Below are 18970 nucleotides of genomic sequence, written 5' to 3' on the forward strand. Positions count from 1 at the left end.
CGCCGCGCGACGAACACAGGTTGGCGGCGCCGTCCATCTCTCCCCGGGAGGTTTTGAATGAATATTCACGAGTACCAGGCGAAAGCCATCCTCAAGGAATTCGGCGCGCCCGTTTCGCGCGGCATTCCTGTTTTGAAAGTCGAGGAGGCCGAGGCCGCCGCGAAGGAGCTCGGCGGTCCGCTCTGGGTCGTCAAGTCGCAGATTCACGCCGGCGGCCGCGGCAAGGGCAAGTTCAAGGAAGCCGCCGCCGGTGAAAAGGGCGGCGTGCGCCTCGCCAAATCCGTCGAAGAGGTGAAGGAAAACGTCAAGCAGATGCTTGGCAATACCCTGGTCACCATCCAGACCGGCCCCGCGGGCAAGCAGGTCAACCGCCTCTATATCGAGGAAGGCTCCGACATCGAGAAGGAGTTTTACCTTTCCGCGCTCGTCGACCGCGTGACCTCCCGCGTCTCCTTCGTCGTATCAACCGAAGGCGGCATGGACATCGAAGAAGTCGCCCACCACACCCCTGAAAAGATCAAGACCTTTTCCGTTGATCCGGCCACCGGCGTCATGCCTCACCACGGCCGCACCGTGGCGCAGGCGCTGAATCTTTCCGGCGAACTCGCCAAGCAGGCGGGCAAGCTGGTGGACATTCTCTACAAGGCCTTCGTCGCCAAAGACATGTCCATGCTGGAGATCAACCCGCTGATCGTCACCAAGCAGGGCGACCTCAAGGTGCTCGACGCCAAGGTGTCGTTCGACTCCAACGCGCTCTACCGTCACCCCGACATTCTCGCTTTGCGCGACGAGACCGAGGAAGACGCCAAGGAGATCGAAGCCTCCAAATATGACCTGTCCTATGTCGCGCTCGACGGCGACATCGGCTGCATGGTCAATGGCGCCGGCCTCGCCATGGCGACCATGGACATCATCAAGCTCTATGGCATGGAGCCCGCCAACTTCCTCGACGTCGGCGGCGGCGCCAGCAAGGAGAAGGTGACGGCGGCGTTCAAGATCATCACCGCCGACCCGAATGTGAAGGGCATTCTGGTCAATATTTTCGGCGGCATCATGAAATGCGACGTGATCGCCGAAGGCGTGATCGCGGCGGTGAAGGAAGTGGGCTTGAAAGTTCCGCTGGTGGTGCGCCTGGAAGGCACCAATGTCGATCTCGGCAAGAAGATCATCTCCGAATCGGGTCTCAATGTCATCCCTGCGGACGACCTCGACGACGCCGCCCAGAAAATCGTCAAGGCCGTGAAGGAGGCTTGAGAAATGTCCATCCTGATCGACAACAACACCAAGATCATCACCCAGGGTTTTACCGGCAAGAACGGCACGTTCCACTCTGAGCAGGCCCTTGCTTATTTCGGCACCAAGGTCGTCGGCGGCACTTCGCCCGGCAAGGGCGGCACCAAGCATCTGGGCCTGCCGGTGTTCGACACCGTCGCCGAAGCCAAGCACGCCACGGGCGCCGACGCCTCCGTGATCTACGTCCCGCCGCCCGGCGCCGCGGACGCGATCTGCGAGGCCATCGACGCGGAAATCCCGCTGATCGTCTGCATCACCGAGGGCATCCCGGTCGAGGACATGATCAAGGTGAAGCGCTCGCTGATGGGCTCGAAGTCGCGCCTGATCGGCCCGAACTGCCCGGGCGTCATGACCGCGAACGAGTGCAAGATCGGCATCATGCCCGGCAATATCTTCAAGAAGGGCAATGTCGGCATTCTCTCGCGTTCGGGCACGCTGACCTATGAAGCGGTGTTCCAGACCTCGCAGGTCGGCCTCGGCCAGACCACCGCGGTCGGCATCGGCGGCGACCCCGTCAAGGGCACCGAATTCATCGAAATGCTCGAACTGTTCCTGGCCGACCCCAAGACCGAGTCGATCATCATGATCGGCGAGATCGGCGGTTCGGCGGAAGAGGATGCGGCGCAGTTCATCGCCGACGAAGCCAAGCGCGGCCGCAAGAAGCCCATGGTCGGCTTCATTGCGGGCCGCACCGCCCCTCCCGGACGCCGCATGGGCCATGCCGGCGCGATCATCGCCGGCGGCAAGGGCGGCGCGGAAGACAAGATCGCCGCGATGGAAGCCGCGGGCATCCGCGTCTCTCCCTCGCCGGCGCGACTGGGCTCCACCCTGGTTGAAGTGCTCAAGGGCAAGTGATTTCGGCGCGGGCGAATTGAACATTCGCCCGCGTTTTTGTTCCGCCGATCAATAGAGCCGTCGGCGGGGCCGGGAAGACGAGGCTCGAATGCGTTCTTGAACGAATGCTTTGATCCCGCGGGCAAGTCGCTTCGGCGGCGGCGGGTCGAGAGGAACAACCATGGCGCGTCACGACAGCACAACCAATGGCGGCGGAGGAAACGGCCGATCGCAGACGAACGAGGCTTTCGCCGATTCGTCCTTCCTGTTTGGCGGCAACGCCGCCTATATCGAGCAGCTCTACGCGCTCTATGAGCAGAATCCCGCCGCCGTCGACGCCGAGTGGCGCGAATTCTTCGGCGGCCTGAACGACGACGCGGCCTCCGTCGAGGCCAATGCCCGAGGCGCCTCGTGGAAGCGCAAGAACTGGCCGCTGGCGCCGCAGAGCGAGTTGGTCGCCGCGCTCGACGGCCAATGGCCGGTCAATGAAAAGGCGCTCGCCGACAAGATCAAGGGCAAGGCGGCGGCGGCTGGCAAGGGTGAGATTTCCACCGCTGAACTGCACCGCGCCACCCAGGATTCCGTGCGCGCCATCATGATGATCCGCGCCTATCGCATGCGCGGCCATTTGCACGCCGACCTGGATCCTTTGGGCATCGATCCGCAGAAGGATCACGAGGAGCTGCATCCCTCCTCCTACGGCTTCACCGAAGCCGATTACGACCGCAAGATCTTCATCGATCACGTGCTCGGCCTCGACTACGCCACTATCCGCGAGATGCTGGCGATCCTGCGCCGCACCTATTGCTCGACCATCGGCTGGGAGTTCATGCACATTTCCGATCCGGCTGAAAAAGCCTGGATTCAGGAACGCATCGAAGGTCCGGACAAGGAGGTCAGCTTCACCAAGGAAGGCAAGCGCGCCATCCTGCAGAAGCTGATCGAGGGCGAGGGCTTCGAGAAATTCCTCGACGTGCGCTACACCGGCACCAAGCGCTTCGGTCTGGACGGCGGCGAAGCCATGCTGCCGGCGCTCGAACAGATCATCAAGCGCGGCGGCGCGCTCGGCGCCAAGGAAATCGTGCTGGGCATGGCCCATCGCGGCCGCCTGAACATTTTGTGCCAGGTGATGGGCAAGCCGCACCGCGCTCTGTTCAACGAGTTCAAGGGCGGCTCGTTCCTGCCCGATGAAATCGAGGGTTCGGGCGACGTCAAATACCATCTCGGCGCCTCGTCGGATCGCGAATTCGACCACAACAAGGTGCATCTGTCGCTGACGGCGAATCCCTCGCACCTGGAAATCGTCGATCCCGTGGTTTTGGGCAAAGTGCGCGCAAAACTCGACCAGGACACGGACCGCGCCCCCGACGACCGCCGCTCGATCATGCCGCTGCTGATCCACGGCGACGCCGCTTTCGCCGGCCAGGGTGTGGTCGCCGAATGCTTTGGCCTGTCGGGCCTGAAGGGCCATCGCACCGGCGGGTCGCTGCATTTCATCATCAACAACCAGATCGGCTTCACCACCTATCCGCGCTATTCCCGCTCCTCGCCCTATCCGTCCGACGTGGCGAAGACCGTGGAGGCGCCGATCTTCCATTGCAACGGCGACGACCCGGAGGCCGTGGTGTTCTGCGCCAAGGTGGCGACGGAATTCCGCCAGAAATTCCAGAAACCCGTCGTCATCGACATGTGGTGCTATCGGCGCTTCGGCCATAACGAAGGCGACGAGCCGTCCTTCACCCAGCCGCTGATGTACAAGAAGATCCGGTCGCATAAGTCGACGCTGGATATTTATGCGGAAAAACTGATCGCCGAAGGCCTGGTCACCCAGGGCGAAGTCGACAAGATGAAGGCCGACTGGCGCAGCCGCCTGGACGCCGAATATGAGGCGAGCCAAGGGTTCAAGCCGAACAAGGCCGACTGGCTCGACGGCCGCTGGTCCGGCCTGCGCGCCGTGCCCAGCGCCGATCTCGAAGACGCGCGTCGCGGCAAGACCGCGCTCGATGTCGACAAGGTCAAGGCCTACGGAAAAGTTCTGACCACGGTCCCCCAGGGGTTCAACCTTCACAAGACCATCCAGCGCTTCCTCGACAATCGCGCCAAGGCGATCGACACCGGCGAGGGCATCGACTGGGCGACCGCCGAAGCCCTGGCCTTCGCCTCGATTCTCGACGACGGCTATCGCGTCCGCCTCTCCGGCCAGGATTGCGAGCGCGGCACGTTCTCGCAGCGCCATTCAGTGCTGATCGACCAGGAAAACGAAAGCCGCTACGTGCCGCTGAACCACGTCCGCGAGGGTCAGGGCTATTACGAAGTCATCAATTCCATGCTCTCGGAAGAGGCGGTGCTTGGCTTCGAATACGGCTATTCCTTGGCCGAGCCCAATGCGCTGGTGCTGTGGGAGGCGCAATTCGGCGATTTCGCCAATGGCGCGCAGGTGCTGTTCGACCAGTTCATCTCCTCGGGCGAACGCAAGTGGCTGCGCATGTCGGGCCTGGTCTGCCTGCTGCCGCACGGCTATGAGGGCCAGGGGCCCGAGCACAGCTCGGCGCGCCTGGAGCGCTATCTGCAGCTCTGCGCCGAAGACAATATGCAGGTGGCGAACTGCTCCAGCCCGGCGAACTATTTTCATATTCTGCGCCGGCAGCTGAAGCGCGACATTCGCAAGCCGCTGATCCTGATGACGCCGAAATCGCTGCTGCGCCACAAGCGCGCGGTCTGCACGCTCGACGAACTCACCGGCGACGGCCATTTCCGCCGCCTGCTCTCCGACACCGCCGAGACCGACGCCAACGAGAAGATCAAGCTGGTCAAGGACGACAAGATCCGTCGCGTCATCCTGTGCACCGGCAAGGTCTATTACGACCTCTATGAGGAACGCGAAAAGCGCGGCATCGACGACGTCTATCTGCTGCGCGTCGAGCAGCTCTATCCCATGCCGCTCAAGGCGCTGGTCGAGCGCCTGAAGCGCTGGAAGAAGGCCGATGTGGTCTGGTGCCAGGAAGAGCCGAAGAACATGGGCGCCTGGTCCTTCGTCGAGCCCTATCTGGAATGGGTGTGCACGAACGCCGGGGGCAAGAGCACGCGCGCCCGTTACGTGGGCCGTCCGGCCTCCGCCGCCACGGCGACCGGCACCATGTCGCGCCACCTCGCCCAGCTCCAGGCTTTTCTGGACGACGCTTTCGCCAACTGAATCGGGACGCCGCACGGCGTCCCCCTCCTTTCCCATTGAGCCCGCGGCTTTCGCGGATGAGGTTGCACATGTCCACCGACGTTATCGTTCCCACCCTTGGCGAATCCGTTTCGGAAGCCACCATCGGCCGCTGGTTCAAGAAGATCGGCGATGCGGTGAAGGCCGACGAGCCCCTCCTGGAGCTTGAAACCGACAAGGTCACGCTCGAAGTCAATGCGCCGGCCGCCGGCACTTTGGCCGAAATCATCGCTAAGGACGGCGATACGGTTTCGCCGGGCGCGCTGCTCGGCAAGATCGGCGGCGCCGGCGCCGCTGTTGCGGCCGCCCCGGCCGCGGCGCCCGCCGCCGCGCCGGCTCCGGTTGCCGCGCCCGCCGCCGCTCCGGCCACCGCTGGCGCTGGCGCGCCGCCCTCCCCGGCCGCAGCGAAAAACGCCGCCGATCGCGGCATCGATGTCTCCGCCGTGCCGGGCTCCGGCAAGCGCGGCCAGGTGTTGAAGGGCGACGTGCTCGCCTATACGCCGCCGGCCGCCGCGCCTGCGCCCGTCCTGCGCGCCCCCTCGGCGCCGTCGGACGCCTCGCGCGAAGAGCGCGTGAAAATGACCAAGCTGCGCCAGACCATCGCGCGCCGCCTGAAGGAGGCGCAAGCCACCGCGGCCATGCTGACCACGTTCAACGAAGTGGACATGCAGCCGCTGATGAGCCTGCGCACCCAGTACAAGGACCTGTTCGAGAAGAAGCATGGCGTGAAGCTCGGCTTCATGGGCTTTTTCGTGAAGGCCTGTACGCATGCGCTCAAGGAAATCCCGGCGGTGAACGCCGAGATCGACGGCACCGACATCATCTACAAGAATTTTTGTCACGTCGGCGTCGCCGTCGGCACCGACAAGGGCTTGGTCGTTCCTGTGGTGCGCGACGCGGACAAATTGTCGATCGCGGGGGTCGAAAAGACCATCGCCGATTTCGGCAAGCGGGCGCGTGACGGCCAGCTCAAGATCGACGAGATGCAGGGCGGCACCTTCACCATCTCCAATGGCGGCGTGTACGGGTCGCTGATGTCGACGCCGATCCTGAACGCGCCGCAGTCGGGCATTCTGGGCATGCACAAGATCCAGGAGCGCCCGGTGGTGATCGGCGGCAAGATCGAAATCCGCCCGATGATGTATCTGGCTTTGTCCTATGACCACCGCATCGTCGACGGCAAGGAAGCCGTGACCTTCCTGGTCCGCGTGAAGGAAGCGCTGGAAGACCCGGCGCGTCTGGTCCTCGACCTCTGATCACGCCCCCAATGCCCGGCCTCGCCGGGCATGATGCTTCCCAGCGGAGATTTTTATGTCCTACGACCTCATCGTCATCGGCTCCGGCCCCGGCGGCTATGTCTGCGCCATTCGCGCGGCGCAGCTGGGCCTCAAGACCGCCATCGTGGAAAAGCGCAAGACCCATGGCGGCACCTGCCTGAACATTGGCTGCATCCCGTCCAAGGCGCTGCTGCACGCCTCCGAAGTTTTCGAGGACGTCGCGCATGGCCTGGGCAAGCTCGGGGTGACCGTCGGCAAGCCGAAACTCGACCTTGCCGCCATGATGAAGCACAAGGAAGACACGGTCGCCGCCAACGTCCAGGGCGTCGGCTTCCTGCTGAAGAAGAACAAGGTCGACACTTTTTTCGGTACCGGTTCCATTCCGGCCGCCGGCAAAGTGGAAGTGACCGCCGCTGACGGCTCCAAGCAGGTTTTGGAAACCAAGAACATCGTCATCGCCACCGGCTCGGATGTCGCCCAGCTTCCTGGCGTCACCATTGACGAAAAGATTGTCGTCTCGTCGACTGGCGCGCTTGAGCTTGGAAAGGTGCCGGGAAAACTGATCGTGGTCGGCGCCGGCGTGATCGGGCTTGAACTCGGTTCGGTCTGGCGGCGTCTCGGGGCCGAAGTCACGGTCGTCGAATATTTGGATCGCATCCTGCCCGGCCTCGATCTCGAGACCTGCAAGCAGTTCCAGCGCCTGCTGGAGAAGCAGGGGATCAAATTCCAGCTGGGCTCCAAGGTTTCGAAAGTCGAGACCACCAGCAAGGCCGCCAAGGTCACCGTCGAGCCCGCCGCCGGCGGCGACGCCTCCGTGCTCGACGCCGATGTGGTGCTGGTCGCCATCGGCCGGCGTCCCTATACGGATGGACTCGGTCTCGAGGGCGTCGGCGTCGCGCTGGAGCGCGGCCAGATCGTCATCGACAATCATTTCGCCACCAACGTGCCCGGCATTTACGCCATCGGCGACGTGGTGCGCGGCCCGATGCTCGCCCACAAGGCCGAGGACGAAGGCGTGGCCGTCGCCGAGATTTTGGCGGGCCAGCATGGCCATGTGAATTACGAGGTGATCCCCGGCGTGGTCTACACCAGCCCCGAGATCGCCTGCGTCGGCGCCACCGAAGAAGATTTGAAGGCCAAGGGCATCGCCTACAAATCCGGCAAATTCCCGTTCACCGCCAACGGCCGCGCCCGCGCCGCCAACCACACCGACGGCTTTGTCAAGGTCTTGGCGGATGCAACCACCGACCGCGTGCTCGGCGTCCATATTCTCGGCTTCGGCGCCGGCGAAATGATCGCCGAAGCCGCCGTGCTCATGGAATTCGGCGGCTCCTCCGAAGATCTGGCGCGCACCTGCCACGCGCATCCCACCATGTCGGAGGCGGTGAAGGAAGCGGCGATGGCGGTGGAAAAACGCGCCATTCACATGTGATCGAGCAAACGACTTCCGAAAGGCCCGGCGCGTCCGGGCCTTTTTTTTAGCCGTATTTCTGCGACACTGTTTTTTGACACGACGGGGACCGCCATGCGCGAACTGAAGAAATTTTTGTGGCTGACGCTCGCGGGCGTTTTCCTGTTCGAAGCCTGGCTCTGGGATGTGCTGGGCGCGGCGCTGGCCTCGCTTGTCGCGGTGCTGCCGATCAAGGAGGCGCGCGCCTCCTTCGAAACTTTCGTCAAGAATCTGTCGCCCTGGGGCAGCCTGCCGGTCTTCGTCCTGCCGATCCTGCCGCTGCTGCCGCTCAAATTCGCCGCGCTGTTTTTCATCGCGCATCATCGGGTTCTGCTGGGCGTCGGCTGTTTCGTCGCCGCCAAACTCGTCGGCTTCGCCGCGGGCGCCTATCTGTTCAACCTGTGCCGGCCCAAACTCCTGCAAATCCCCGGGTTTGAAAAACTTTACAACACGCTGATCCGCTGGCGCGCCCTCGCCCATGACATGATCGAGCCCTATCGCGCCGAACTGCGCAGACGCACCGAATTTTTGCGCGTCCGCATCCGCGCCTTGCGCGGCGGCCGGGGCTCGGCGATGGTGGCGCGGCTGCGCGCGCGCAGCAAACGCTGGATCTCTGAGCGTAACGGGTAAAAAAAATTGCTCCCGGGGCGCCGACGGTCCATTTTGGCGAGGTGTCGTCGCCAGAATCCTCCGAAACCGCTGACCTCTCGAAAAATCCGCTGCTCGCGCGCATGCTCGGGCGGGTGCGCTCGTCGCTGCGCGCCAATGAATTCGCGCTGGTCGCCGTCGCCGCGCTGATCGGCTGTCTCGCCGCGGTCTGCGTCGTCGCCATGACCCAGACCGCGATCTTCTTTCATGAAAAAATCTACGATCTGCCGTTCGACGTGCGCCTGAGCGCCGCCGCCAGCGTGTCGCCCTGGGCGGCGTTTCCGACGCTGATCACCGCCGGCCTGATCCTCGGCGCCATGGAGACGCGCCGCCGCAAGAAGAAAATCCGCGCCGCCATCGATCCCGTCGAAGCCAACGCCCTGCGCGGCGGGCGCATGTCGTTTCGCGACAGCGTCGTCGTCTCGCTGCAGACCCTGATTTCCAATTCCGCCGGGGCTTCGGTCGGGCTGGAGGCGGGCTATGCGCAGATCGGCGCCGCCTTCGGCTCGGCGCTCGGGCAGAAATTGCGGCTGCGGCGCAACGATTTGCGCCTGCTGGTCGGCGCCGGCGCCGGCGCAGCCATCGCCGGCGCCTTCAACGCGCCCCTGACGGGCGCCTTCTACGCTTTCGAGGTCGTGCTCGGCTCCTACGCCATTTCCGGGGCGGCGCCGATTTTCACCGCCGCCATCGCCGGCATGCTGACGACAAGACTGATTTTCACCGCGCCCTATCAGATCGAGACGCCGCCGTTGCAGGCGCTGAGCTGGAGTTCCTATGTCGCGCTGATCGGATTGGCGGCGCTGGCCGCGGGGCTGGGCATTCTGGCGATGCGCGCCGCCGGCCTTGCCGAAAAGGCGCTGGAAGCGACAAAACTGCCGCCGCTGTTTCGGCCGGTGATCGGCGCGCTGATCGTGGCGTCGCTGGCGATCTATACGCCGCAAGTGCTGGGCGCGGGACATGGCGCGCTGGCATTGGACGTGGCGACCAATTTTCCCGCCGCCATCCTGCTGGCCTTTTTGGGCATGAAGCTCGTCGCCTGCTTGGCCTCGCTGGCGAGCGGGTTTCGCGGCGGCCTGTTCTTCGCCTCGCTGCTGATGGGCGCGCTGCTGGGGAAAATTTACGCGCTGGGGCTCACGGCGCTGGCGCCCTCGCTCGCCCCCGATCCCACTTTGTGCATGCTCGCCGGCATGGCGACGCTCGGGGCGGTGATCGTCGGCGGCCCCTTGACCCTCGCCTTTCTCGTGCTCGAAGGGGTTTCGGATTTTTCCGCCGCCAGCGCCATCATCGCCGCGACCATCGCCGCCAATCTGATCGCGCGCACCACCTTCGGCTATTCCTTCTCGACCTGGCGGCTGCATTTGCGCGGCGAGAGCATCCGCAGCGCCAATGACATCGGCTGGATCGAGGAGCTGAAAATCGGCAAGCTGATGCGCTCGGCGCCGCCGGTTGCGCCCGACTGGATCGACCTCGACGCTTTTTGCGAGCTATTTCCGCCGGGCGGCGAGCAATATGTCGCGCTGGTCGATCGAAACGGCCGCTATGCCGGCCTCGTCACCACGGCGGAGGCCCACGCTTGCGCGCGCGACCGCGAGGGCTGGGCGAAGAATCTGGCGCGCCATGCCCATATCGTGCTCTCGCCGGACATGAACGCCAAGACGGCGATGACCTTGTTCGACAAGGCGGAGGCCGATCTGCTGGTGGTCGTCGCCCCCGAAACCGGCGAGCCCGTCGGCATCGTCACCGAAACGTTTTTGGCGCGGCGCTATGCGGAAAAGGCGGACGCAGCGGCGCGGAATGCGATGGGCATTTAGGCAGTGCTGAGCAACGATTGCGGTCTGCCGACAAAGCCGTGGACCGCCCCCGCCCTTCGAGACGCCCGCTGACGCGGGCTCCTCAGGGTGAGGGCTGCTTTCGCTAGGCGCGGGGGTGGGCGGACTTATAGGCGTCGAGCAGGCGCGCCTTGTCGATGGCGGTGTAAATCTGCGTGGTGGACAGGCTGGCGTGGCCCAACAGCTCCTGGATCGAGCGCAGGTCGCCGCCGCGTCCGAGCAGATGGGTGGCGAAGGAATGGCGCAACGCATGGGGCGTCGCCGAATCCGGCAGACCGAGCGCGCCGCGCAGCCGCTCGACCGTCAGCTGGATGATGCGCGGCGACAGCGGACCGCCGCGCGCGCCGACGAACAGCGGGCCGTCCGGCGCAAGCGCGTGCGGGCAGAGGTTCAAATAGGTTTCGACGGCCGTGCGGACCGGCTGGATCACTGGCGTGGCGCGGGTCTTGCCGCCCTTGCCCTTGATGGTGAGGGAGTCCACGGCGCCGATCGGCGCGTCCTCGCGGCGGATCGACAGCGCCTCGGAAATGCGCAGCCCCGCACCATAGAGCAGCGCCAGCACGGCGGCGTCGCGGGCGACGATCCAGGCGGGCCGCGCCTCATCCGCTTCGCCCGACGCCAGTTCGCGGGCCTTGTCCACCGGCAGCGCCTTTGGCAGGACACGGGCGAGCTTCGGCGAGCGGGCTTTTGAGAAGACGTCGATTGTCGCAATATCCTCGCGGCCGAGATGGCGGGCGAAGGAGCGCAGGCCGGCGAGTTGCCGCATGAGGGAGCGCGAGGTTACGCCTTGCTCGCGCCGCTGCGCCATGAAGGCGCGAATGTCGGCTGGCTTCAGCGCCGACAAAGCGGCGAGCGTGACATCCTCGCCCCGGCGTTGCGCGGCGAAGGCGAGGAATTGCCTGAGGTCCCGGGCGTAGGCGTCGAGCGTGAGCGGCGACACCCGCCGCTCGCCGGCGAGCCGCCGCAGCCATGCGCCCGCCAGCCCCGCCAGTTCGGCGTCGGCATGGGGAAAGGCGAGGGCGGCGAACGGCTGCGACATGCTCCTGTTTTAGGCGGGAGTGTTCAAGAAACCCTTAGCCGTTCTTGATCTCGTTGAGCGCCAGGGCGTGGAATTCCTCGAAATGGCGGCTGATCTGGTGCTCCGACTGCGCGACGCCGGCGCCGGTGAAATCCTTGACGATTTGACCGATGATCGCCTTGGAATCGTGCTTGACCACGCCCTCGGACACCAGGCCCTTGGCGTAATCTTCCGCCGCCGCGCCGCTCTTGCCGAGCTTCTCCGCCGCCCACAGGCCCAGCAGCTTGTAAGCCTTGGCGAAAGCCTTGAACTGAAGCTCTTCGTCATGCGCGAACTTGTTCTCGTAGGCGTCTTCGCGCTTGTCGAACGTGGACATGAATTTTCCCTTCCATTTTCAAGGCTGGATTTCGCCTCTATATATCGACTCGGCGTCCGCTAGGCCAGTAGCGCTTCCGTCCAACATGGCGCGGCGCGCTCAAGTTTGAGGTGGGGTGTTGCCAAGTTTGAGGTGGGGTGTCGCGATGAATCCGGTTGTGCTGCGCCCCGGAACCGGCTAGGAACCGGGAAACGCGTCGCGGGCTCCGTGAGCGCGCGCTTGAGCCATGCCGCATCCGCGCCATGACGCCGGGCGCCCTCCGGAGAGCCAGACGCGTCGCCGCAGGAGGTCAGGCGCGCGAACGCCCAAAACTTCCCAGGATTTCTCGAATTGATCGGTTGAACACATGAACCGCCGCCGTCGCATTTACGAAGGCAAGGCCAAGGTGCTTTACGAAGGCCCGGAGCCCGGCACCCTCGTTCAGCATTTCAAGGACGACGCCACCGCCTTCAACGCCAAGAAACATGAAGTCATCGACGGCAAGGGCGTGCTCAACAACCGGATTTCGGAATATATTTTCCAGAATCTGAACGACATCGGCGTGCCCACCCATTTCATCCGCCGGCTCAACATGCGCGAGCAGCTGATCCGCGAAGTCGAGATCGTGCCGCTCGAAGTCGTGGTGCGCAATGTCGCAGCCGGCTCGCTGTCGGCCCGGCTCGGCATCGAAGAAGGCTCGCAGCTGCCGCGCTCGATCATCGAATTCTATTACAAGAACGACGCGCTCAACGACCCCATGGTGTCGGAAGAGCACATCACCGCCTTCGGCTGGGCCACGCCCCAGGAAATCGACGACATCATGGCGCTCGCCATCCGCGTCAACGATTTCCTCACCGGCCTGTTCCTCGGCGTCGGCATCCGCCTCGTCGACTTCAAGATGGAATGCGGCCGCCTGTGGGAAGGCGACATGATGCGCATCGTCGTCGCCGACGAAATTTCCCCGGATTCCTGCCGGTTGTGGGACATCAAGTCGAACGACAAGCTCGACAAGGACCGGTTCCGCCGCGACATGGGCGGTCTGGTCGAGGCTTACGCCGAAGTGGCGCGCCGTCTCGGCATCATGCAGGAAAACGAGAAGCCGCAGGCCTCCGGCCCCAAGCTCGTCCAGTGAGGTTTTGTTGATGAAAGCCCGTGTGACCGTCACCCTCAAGACCGGCGTGCTCGACCCGCAGGGCAAGGCGATTGAAGGCGCGCTGCATTCGCTCGGCATCGAGGGCGTCGCCTCGGTGCGCCAGGGCAAGGTGTTCGACATCGAGGTTGTGGGCGACGACGCCGAGGCCGCCAAGGCCGCGCTCGCCGCCGCCAGCGAAAAGCTTTTGGCCAATACCGTGGTCGAAAACTACCGCGTCGAAATCCTTTAGGGTCGCGTGATGAAAGCCGCCATTGTTCTCTTCCCCGGCTCCAACCGCGAGGGCGACGCGTTTCGCGCGCTGAAACAGGCGGGGGCCGATGCGAGCATCGTCTGGCACGACGATCACGACCTGCCGGCGAAAACCGATCTGGTCGTGCTGCCCGGCGGCTTTTCCTATGGCGATTATCTGCGCTGCGGCGCCATCGCCGGCCGCGCCAAAATCATGGACGCCGTGCGCGCCCATGCCGCGCGCGGCGGTTTTGTGCTCGGCATTTGCAACGGCTTCCAGATCCTCTGCGAAAGCGGCCTGCTGCCGGGCGTGCTGATGCGCAACCGCGATCTGCGCTTCGTCTGCAAGCGCCAGTTCCTGCGCGTCGAGCGCAACGACACGGTGTTCACCAGCGCGTACAAAAAACATCAGGCGATCGATGTCGCCATCGCCCATGGCGAGGGCAATTACGAGGCGCATGAGGAAACCATTCGCGAGCTGGAAGACCAGGGCCGCGTCGCGTTCCGCTATTGCAACGCCGATGCGGTCGTTGGCGGCGCCGCCAATCCCAATGGCTCCACCAACGACATCGCCGGCATCTATTCCGAAAAACTCAACGTGCTCGGCATGATGCCCCATCCCGAAAACCTGATCGATCCGCTGGTTGGCGGCATTGATGGGCGCGGGCTGTTCGCGAGCCTTGTCGCGGCTTAAGGGCTCGACAAACAAGCGAGAACCCTGTATGGGACCGCCTCCGGCGCAAATGCCGGGGCCCGCTCGCGGGCGCAAACCAAACTCACAACAGCGTTCCGAAACGCTCGCCGCAAGGCGAAACGGAGACTGACATGGACCTTATCAAGCAGCTCGAAGCCGAGCAGATCGCCAAGCTTTCCGAGAACAAGACCATTCCGGAATTTGGTCCCGGCGACACCGTGATCGTCAATGTGAAGGTCAAGGAAGGCGACCGCAGCCGTATCCAGGCCTATGAAGGCGTCGTGATCGCCCGCAACGGCGGCGGCCTCAACGAGAGCTTCACCGTCCGCAAGATTTCCTACGGCGAAGGCGTCGAGCGCGTGTTCCCGGTCTATGGCCCGCTGATCGACTCGATCAAGGTGGTCCGCCGCGGTAAGGTCCGTCGCGCCAAGCTCTATTACCTCCGCGACCGTCGCGGCAAGTCGGCCCGTATCGCCGAGCGCACCGACACCAAGGCCAAGGCCAAGGCCGCCAAGGGCGAGTAATCCCCTCTGGGGACGAAAAACTCGACTTTTCGCTAGGGCTGGCCGTGCGCCAGCCTTTTGCGTTCGTCAACACCGGCGCAAAAAAGCGCCACATAAATTCAGCGCATTCGGGCGGCAAACAAAAATCCGCCGCGAAAGGGATGATGAAGATGACTACGGGCAAGCCGCGCACTCTGTATGACAAGATCTGGGACGACCATGTCGTGGACATCCAGCCCGACGGCACCGCCCTGCTCTACATCGACCGCCACCTGATCCACGAAGTGACGAGCCCCCAGGCCTTTGAAGGCCTGCGCATGGCTGGCCGCAAGGTGCACGCGCCGCAAAAGACGCTGGCCGTGGTCGATCACAACGTTCCCACCACCGACCGCAGCAAGCCGATCGAGGACCCGGAGTCCAAGGCGCAGGTCGAGCAGCTCGCCATCAACGCCCGCGATTTCGGCGTCGAATATTACAATGAGCACGACCACCGCCAGGGCGTCGTCCATATCGTCGGCCCCGAACAGGGCTTTACCCTGCCCGGCGCCACCATCGTCTGCGGCGACAGCCACACCTCCACCCATGGCGCCTTCGGCGCGCTGGCGCATGGCATCGGCACCTCCGAGGTCGAGCATGTCCTGGCCACCCAGACCCTGATCCAGGCCAAGGCCAAGAACATGCTGGTCAAGGTCAATGGCAAGCTGGGCGAGGGCGTCACCGCCAAGGACATCGTGCTGGCGATCATCGGTAAGATCGGCACCGCCGGCGGAACCGGCTATGTCATCGAATATGCCGGCGAGGCCATCGAAAGCCTGTCGATGGAAGGCCGCATGACCGTCTGCAACATGTCGATCGAAGGCGGCGCCCGCGCCGGCCTGATCGCCCCGGACGAAAAAACCTTTGCTTACATCAAGGACCGCCCCAAGGCGCCCAAGGGCGAGGCTTTCGAGCGGGCCGTTCAATACTGGAGCCAGCTCAAGTCCGATCCGGGCGCGCATTATGACACGATCGTCGAACTCGACGCCGGCAATTTGCCGCCGGTGCTGACCTGGGGCACCAGCCCCGAGGATGTCGTCACCATCGATGGCGTGGTGCCGACCGTCGACAGCGCCAAGACCGAGGCGCAACGGGCAAAGATCGCGCGCGCGCTCGACTATATGGGCCTGAAGGGCGGGGAAAAACCGACCGATATCAAGATTGACCGCGTCTTCATCGGCTCCTGCACCAATGGCCGCATTGAAGACCTGCGCGCCGCGGCGAAAATCGCCGAGGGCAAGAAGGTCGCGGCCCATGTCAACGCCATGGTCGTGCCCGGCTCCGGTCTGGTCAAGGAACAGGCGGAAGCCGAAGGCCTCGACAAGATTTTCGTCGCCGCCGGTTTTGAATGGCGCGAGCCCGGCTGCTCCATGTGCCTGGCGATGAACCCCGACCGCCTCGCTCCGGGTGAGCGCTGCGCCTCGACCTCGAACCGCAATTTCGAGGGTCGCCAGGGGTTTAAGGGCCGCACCCATCTCGTCTCCCCCGCCATGGCGGCGGCGGCGGCCATCGCCGGCCATTTCGTCGACGTGCGCACGTTCAAATAAGAGGATCCCATGGACGCTGAACACCTGCGCGCCCTCCAGGCGCCTCTGAAGGAGAAGTACAAGGCGGACGCCCACTCCGCCCTGGTCACGCTTCATGCGCAGGGCGACGTGTCCGGCGACGGTCTGGCGTGCAAGGTCTCGACCTCGCGCGCCCTGATCGAAGCGGGGCTGCATCCCGCCACCGGCGGAAACGGCATGCAGGCCTGTTCCGGCGACATGCTCCTCGAAGCCCTGGTCGCCTGCGCCGGCGTCACGCTCAAGGCGGTGGCGACGGCGATCGACTTCAAGCTGAACGGCGGCGCCGTGCGCGCCGAGGGCGATCTGGACTTCCGCGGCACGCTCGGCGTCGCCAAGGACGCCCCGGTCGGCTTCGTCGCCATTCGCCTGTTCTTCGATCTGGACACGGACGAGCCGCAGGAGCGCATCGACGCGCTGACCAAGCTGACGGAGCGCTATTGCGTGGTGTTCCAGACCCTGGCGAAGCCGCCGCAGATCACTCTGACCGTGAAGCGCTGATGGGCAGCGTCAACCCTCCTTCTGTCGATTGGGCGGTGCGCAAGGCGCCGTCCCTCGCCGATTTCGAGATCCTGGCCGAGGCGGCGTTCCTGCGCCTGCCCAAACGCTTCCTGCGCCATTGCAACGGGTTGCTGATCCAGATCGAAGATTTTCCCGACGAGGAAACGCTCGACGAAATGGGCTGCGAAAGCGAATTCGAACTGCTCGGCCTGTTTCGCGGGCGCGGTCTCGCCCAGGGCGAAGAGGTGCAGACCGGGCAGTTCCCCAACACCGTCTATCTCTACCGCCGCCCGATCCTCGACGCCTGGGCCGACAGCGAGGAACTTTTGGGCGACCTGATCCGGCACGTGCTCATCCACGAGATCGGCCACCATTTTGGCTTGTCCGACGAGGACATGGAAAAAATCGAGCGCGAAGCCGACTAATTCAACAAAGCGAGCAAGACAATGGACAAGTTCACGGTTTTGACGGGGGTGGCCGCGCCGCTGCCGATCACCAACATCGACACCGACATGATCATCCCGAAACAGTACCTCAAGACGATCGCCCGCACCGGGCTCGGCAAGGGTTTGTTTTCGGAACTGCGCTACAAAGAAGACGGGTCGGAAAATCCCGATTTCGTCCTCAACCAGCCAGCCTATCGCAAGGCGCAGATCGTCGTCGCCGAGGACAATTTTGGTTGTGGCTCCTCGCGCGAACACGCCCCCTGGGCGCTGCTCGATTTCGGCATCCGCGCGATCATCTCGACCAGCTTCGCGGACATCTTTTATAACAACTGTTTCAAGAACGGCATTCTGCCGATCAAGGTGTCTAGGGAAGACCTGGCGAAACTGATGGACGACGCCCAGCGCGGCGCCAACGCCACCCTGACCATCGACCTCGCGGCGCAGGAAGTGCGCGGCCCCGATGGCGGCGTCGTCAAATTCGACATCGACCCGCATAGAAAACATTGCCTGCTCGAGGGCCTGGACGACATCGGCTTGACCCTGGTCAAGGCGCCCAAGATCGGCGAGTTCGAAGCCAAGATCTCTCAGGAGCGGCCCTGGATCTGACAGGGTTAATGATCGGTTTGTAAAATCGCGCTAGGCTCGGGGCATGAAAGTCCTGAGCCTTTCTCTTGCCGCCCTGCTCGCGCTCGGCGCCTCCGCCCGCGCCGATTTCGACTCCTGCAAGGCGCGCCTCAAGGCCGAAGCCGCCGCCAACGGGGTTTCGGCCGCGACCCTGTCCCGCGCCCTCGACGATCTCGAGCCCAATGACGCCCCGAGTTTTCTGGGGGCGCAGCCGGAATTTTCCACTCCAATCTGGGACTATATCGCCGGCCTCGTCGACGAGGAGCGGGTGCGCGACGGGCAGGCCGCCTTCGCCAAATACCGGCAAGCGGCGTTGGCCGCGCAAAGCCGCTTCGGCGTCGACGCCGCCGCCGTCGTCGCGGTCTGGGGCGTCGAATCGAATTTCGGCCAGAATTTTGGCACACGGCCGGTGATCCAGTCGCTGGCTTCGCTCGCCTGTCTGGGCAGCCGCCGCAACGATTATTTTCGCGGCGAGCTGATGGCGGCGCTGAAGATCGTCGACCATGGCGACGTGAAGCTCGAGGAGTTCAACGGCTCCTGGGCGGGCGCCTTCGGCAACACCCAGTTCATGCCCTCGACCTTCTTGCGCCTCGCCGTCGACATGGACGGCGACGGACGCCGCGACGTTGTTGAATCCGTCCCCGACGCGCTCGGCTCCACCGCCAATTTCTTGCGGTCGTCCGGCTGGGTGAGCGGCCTGCCCTGGGGTTTTGAGGTCGCTCTGCCCGCGAATTACAAGGGACCGTCGGGTCGCGGCGGCAAGCAACCGCTCGCCGCCTGGGCGAAGCGCGGGCTGACCCGCATCGACGGTTCAGCCCTGTCGGGTTCGGGCGCCTACGGGTTGCTGCTGCCCGCCGGGCCGCATGGCCCCGCCTTCCTGGTGTCGCGGAATTTCGACGCCTTTTATTCCTACAACGCCGCCGAATCCTATGCGCTCGCCATCGCGCTGCTGTCGGATCGGCTGAAGGGCAAGCCGGGCATCCAGACCGCATGGCCGACCGACGATCCCGGCCTGACCCGCGCCGAGCGCCGCGAGGTCCAGGCGCGCCTGGAGCAGCGCGGCTATGATGTCGGCGGCAAGCATGACGGCGTGATGGGGACCAAGACCCGCGAAGCCGTCAAGGCGTACAAGGCCAGCGTGGGGATGAAACCCGACAGCCGCGCGGGGCAGAAGGTGCTGGAATCCTTGCGTGGGGGACAGTGAGGCGGGGGACTTCCTTCTCCGCTTGCGGGCTACGGGATTCACGCAAGTGATTTGCATTTTGCAATCTCGTAGCCCTGGAGCATGTCCATGAGCCTTCGCATGCC

Annotated in this window: 18 protein-coding genes; 16 read left to right on the plus strand and 2 right to left on the minus strand. The window is 64.3% G+C overall.

Going from position 1 to position 18970, the window contains the following annotated elements:
• Positions 1–57: 57 nt before the first annotated feature.
• The 7 genes from sucC to M2320_RS18145 all read left to right on the plus strand — a co-directional run bounded on the left by sucC (position 58) and on the right by M2320_RS18145 (position 10524).
• Positions 58–1254, plus strand: coding sequence for an ADP-forming succinate--CoA ligase subunit beta (gene sucC, locus M2320_RS18115; protein WP_264598476.1), 1197 nt, complete (start codon positions 58–60; stop codon positions 1252–1254).
• A 3-nt stretch (positions 1255–1257) separates the two neighbouring features.
• The gene (gene sucD, locus M2320_RS18120; protein ID WP_184426644.1) at positions 1258–2148 is read left to right on the plus strand and encodes a succinate--CoA ligase subunit alpha; all 891 of its coding nucleotides are present in this window, start codon (positions 1258–1260) and stop codon (positions 2146–2148) included.
• 160 nt (positions 2149–2308) lie between these two features.
• Positions 2309–5320 (plus strand): 2-oxoglutarate dehydrogenase E1 component, encoded by a 3012-nt coding sequence (locus tag M2320_RS18125; protein ID WP_184426646.1) that lies wholly within the window; start codon positions 2309–2311, stop codon positions 5318–5320.
• Between the two features lie 68 nt (positions 5321–5388).
• Positions 5389–6594, plus strand: coding sequence for a 2-oxoglutarate dehydrogenase complex dihydrolipoyllysine-residue succinyltransferase (odhB, locus tag M2320_RS18130; RefSeq protein ID WP_264598477.1), 1206 nt, complete (start codon positions 5389–5391; stop codon positions 6592–6594).
• A gap of 55 nt (positions 6595–6649) precedes the next feature.
• A complete protein-coding gene (gene lpdA / locus M2320_RS18135) occupies positions 6650–8047 on the plus strand; it encodes a dihydrolipoyl dehydrogenase (protein WP_264598478.1) in 1398 nt (465 codons plus the stop codon).
• A gap of 93 nt (positions 8048–8140) precedes the next feature.
• A complete protein-coding gene (locus tag M2320_RS18140; protein ID WP_264598479.1) occupies positions 8141–8695 on the plus strand; it encodes a hypothetical protein in 555 nt (184 codons plus the stop codon).
• Positions 8696–8736: 41 nt separating this feature from the next.
• Complete coding sequence (locus tag M2320_RS18145) at positions 8737–10524, plus strand: chloride channel protein (protein ID WP_264598480.1); 1788 nt, start codon at positions 8737–8739, stop codon at positions 10522–10524.
• A 103-nt stretch (positions 10525–10627) separates the two neighbouring features.
• Here the strand turns inward: M2320_RS18145 and M2320_RS18150 are convergent, their stop codons facing one another.
• Positions 10628–11581 carry a tyrosine recombinase XerC gene (locus tag M2320_RS18150; protein WP_264598481.1) on the minus strand — a complete coding sequence of 318 codons (954 nt, stop codon included), beginning with the start codon at positions 11579–11581 and terminating at the stop codon, positions 10628–10630.
• A 34-nt stretch (positions 11582–11615) separates the two neighbouring features.
• Positions 11616–11936, minus strand: coding sequence for a DUF1476 domain-containing protein (locus M2320_RS18155; RefSeq protein ID WP_184426656.1), 321 nt, complete (start codon positions 11934–11936; stop codon positions 11616–11618).
• A gap of 346 nt (positions 11937–12282) precedes the next feature.
• Between M2320_RS18155 and purC the strand changes: the two genes are divergently transcribed.
• The 9 genes from purC (at position 12283) to M2320_RS18200 (ending at position 18866) form a co-directional block, all read left to right on the plus strand.
• Positions 12283–13047, plus strand: coding sequence for a phosphoribosylaminoimidazolesuccinocarboxamide synthase (gene purC / locus M2320_RS18160; RefSeq protein ID WP_184426658.1), 765 nt, complete (start codon positions 12283–12285; stop codon positions 13045–13047).
• A 10-nt stretch (positions 13048–13057) separates the two neighbouring features.
• Positions 13058–13297 (plus strand): phosphoribosylformylglycinamidine synthase subunit PurS, encoded by a 240-nt coding sequence (gene purS, locus M2320_RS18165; protein WP_184426660.1) that lies wholly within the window; start codon positions 13058–13060, stop codon positions 13295–13297.
• Between the two features lie 9 nt (positions 13298–13306).
• The gene (purQ, locus tag M2320_RS18170; RefSeq protein WP_184426662.1) at positions 13307–13990 is read left to right on the plus strand and encodes a phosphoribosylformylglycinamidine synthase subunit PurQ; all 684 of its coding nucleotides are present in this window, start codon (positions 13307–13309) and stop codon (positions 13988–13990) included.
• 131 nt (positions 13991–14121) lie between these two features.
• Positions 14122–14514 (plus strand): 50S ribosomal protein L19, encoded by a 393-nt coding sequence (rplS, locus tag M2320_RS18175; protein WP_184426664.1) that lies wholly within the window; start codon positions 14122–14124, stop codon positions 14512–14514.
• Positions 14515–14663: 149 nt separating this feature from the next.
• A complete protein-coding gene (gene leuC / locus M2320_RS18180) occupies positions 14664–16076 on the plus strand; it encodes a 3-isopropylmalate dehydratase large subunit (protein ID WP_264598482.1) in 1413 nt (470 codons plus the stop codon).
• 9 nt (positions 16077–16085) lie between these two features.
• The gene (locus M2320_RS18185) at positions 16086–16592 is read left to right on the plus strand and encodes an OsmC family protein (RefSeq protein ID WP_264598483.1); all 507 of its coding nucleotides are present in this window, start codon (positions 16086–16088) and stop codon (positions 16590–16592) included.
• Entirely contained in the window at positions 16592–17017 is a 426-nt protein-coding gene (locus M2320_RS18190; RefSeq protein WP_184426670.1) for a metallopeptidase family protein, read from the plus strand. Before M2320_RS18185 ends, M2320_RS18190 begins: the two co-directional genes overlap by 1 nt.
• 21 nt (positions 17018–17038) lie before the next feature.
• Complete coding sequence (gene leuD / locus M2320_RS18195; RefSeq protein WP_264598484.1) at positions 17039–17644, plus strand: 3-isopropylmalate dehydratase small subunit; 606 nt, start codon at positions 17039–17041, stop codon at positions 17642–17644.
• Between the two features lie 43 nt (positions 17645–17687).
• Positions 17688–18866 carry a lytic murein transglycosylase gene (locus M2320_RS18200; protein ID WP_264598485.1) on the plus strand — a complete coding sequence of 393 codons (1179 nt, stop codon included), beginning with the start codon at positions 17688–17690 and terminating at the stop codon, positions 18864–18866.
• Positions 18867–18970: the final 104 nt, after the last annotated feature.

Origin of the sequence: Rhodoblastus acidophilus (assembly GCF_025961575.1) — a bacterium.
Classification (GTDB): domain Bacteria; phylum Pseudomonadota; class Alphaproteobacteria; order Rhizobiales; family Beijerinckiaceae; genus Rhodoblastus; species Rhodoblastus acidophilus_C.

Bases quoted from the DNA above. Each gene is read 5' to 3' on its own strand.
- leuC (WP_264598482.1), top strand. From the start codon at position 14,664: ATGACTACGGGCAAGCCGCGCACTCTGTATGACAAGATCTGGGACGAC.
- sucD (WP_184426644.1), top strand. From the start codon at position 1,258: ATGTCCATCCTGATCGACAACAACACCAAGATCATCACCCAGGGTTTT.
- purS (WP_184426660.1), top strand. From the start codon at position 13,058: ATGAAAGCCCGTGTGACCGTCACCCTCAAGACCGGCGTGCTCGACCCG.
- M2320_RS18150 (WP_264598481.1), bottom strand. From the start codon at position 11,581: ATGTCGCAGCCGTTCGCCGCCCTCGCCTTTCCCCATGCCGACGCCGAA.
- purC (WP_184426658.1), top strand. From the start codon at position 12,283: ATGAACCGCCGCCGTCGCATTTACGAAGGCAAGGCCAAGGTGCTTTAC.
- rplS (WP_184426664.1), top strand. From the start codon at position 14,122: ATGGACCTTATCAAGCAGCTCGAAGCCGAGCAGATCGCCAAGCTTTCC.
- M2320_RS18155 (WP_184426656.1), bottom strand. From the start codon at position 11,936: ATGTCCACGTTCGACAAGCGCGAAGACGCCTACGAGAACAAGTTCGCG.
- lpdA (WP_264598478.1), top strand. From the start codon at position 6,650: ATGTCCTACGACCTCATCGTCATCGGCTCCGGCCCCGGCGGCTATGTC.
- M2320_RS18200 (WP_264598485.1), top strand. From the start codon at position 17,688: ATGAAAGTCCTGAGCCTTTCTCTTGCCGCCCTGCTCGCGCTCGGCGCC.
- odhB (WP_264598477.1), top strand. From the start codon at position 5,389: ATGTCCACCGACGTTATCGTTCCCACCCTTGGCGAATCCGTTTCGGAA.
- M2320_RS18190 (WP_184426670.1), top strand. From the start codon at position 16,592: ATGGGCAGCGTCAACCCTCCTTCTGTCGATTGGGCGGTGCGCAAGGCG.
- leuD (WP_264598484.1), top strand. From the start codon at position 17,039: ATGGACAAGTTCACGGTTTTGACGGGGGTGGCCGCGCCGCTGCCGATC.
- M2320_RS18185 (WP_264598483.1), top strand. From the start codon at position 16,086: ATGGACGCTGAACACCTGCGCGCCCTCCAGGCGCCTCTGAAGGAGAAG.
- sucC (WP_264598476.1), top strand. From the start codon at position 58: ATGAATATTCACGAGTACCAGGCGAAAGCCATCCTCAAGGAATTCGGC.
- M2320_RS18125 (WP_184426646.1), top strand. From the start codon at position 2,309: ATGGCGCGTCACGACAGCACAACCAATGGCGGCGGAGGAAACGGCCGA.
- M2320_RS18140 (WP_264598479.1), top strand. From the start codon at position 8,141: ATGCGCGAACTGAAGAAATTTTTGTGGCTGACGCTCGCGGGCGTTTTC.
- purQ (WP_184426662.1), top strand. From the start codon at position 13,307: ATGAAAGCCGCCATTGTTCTCTTCCCCGGCTCCAACCGCGAGGGCGAC.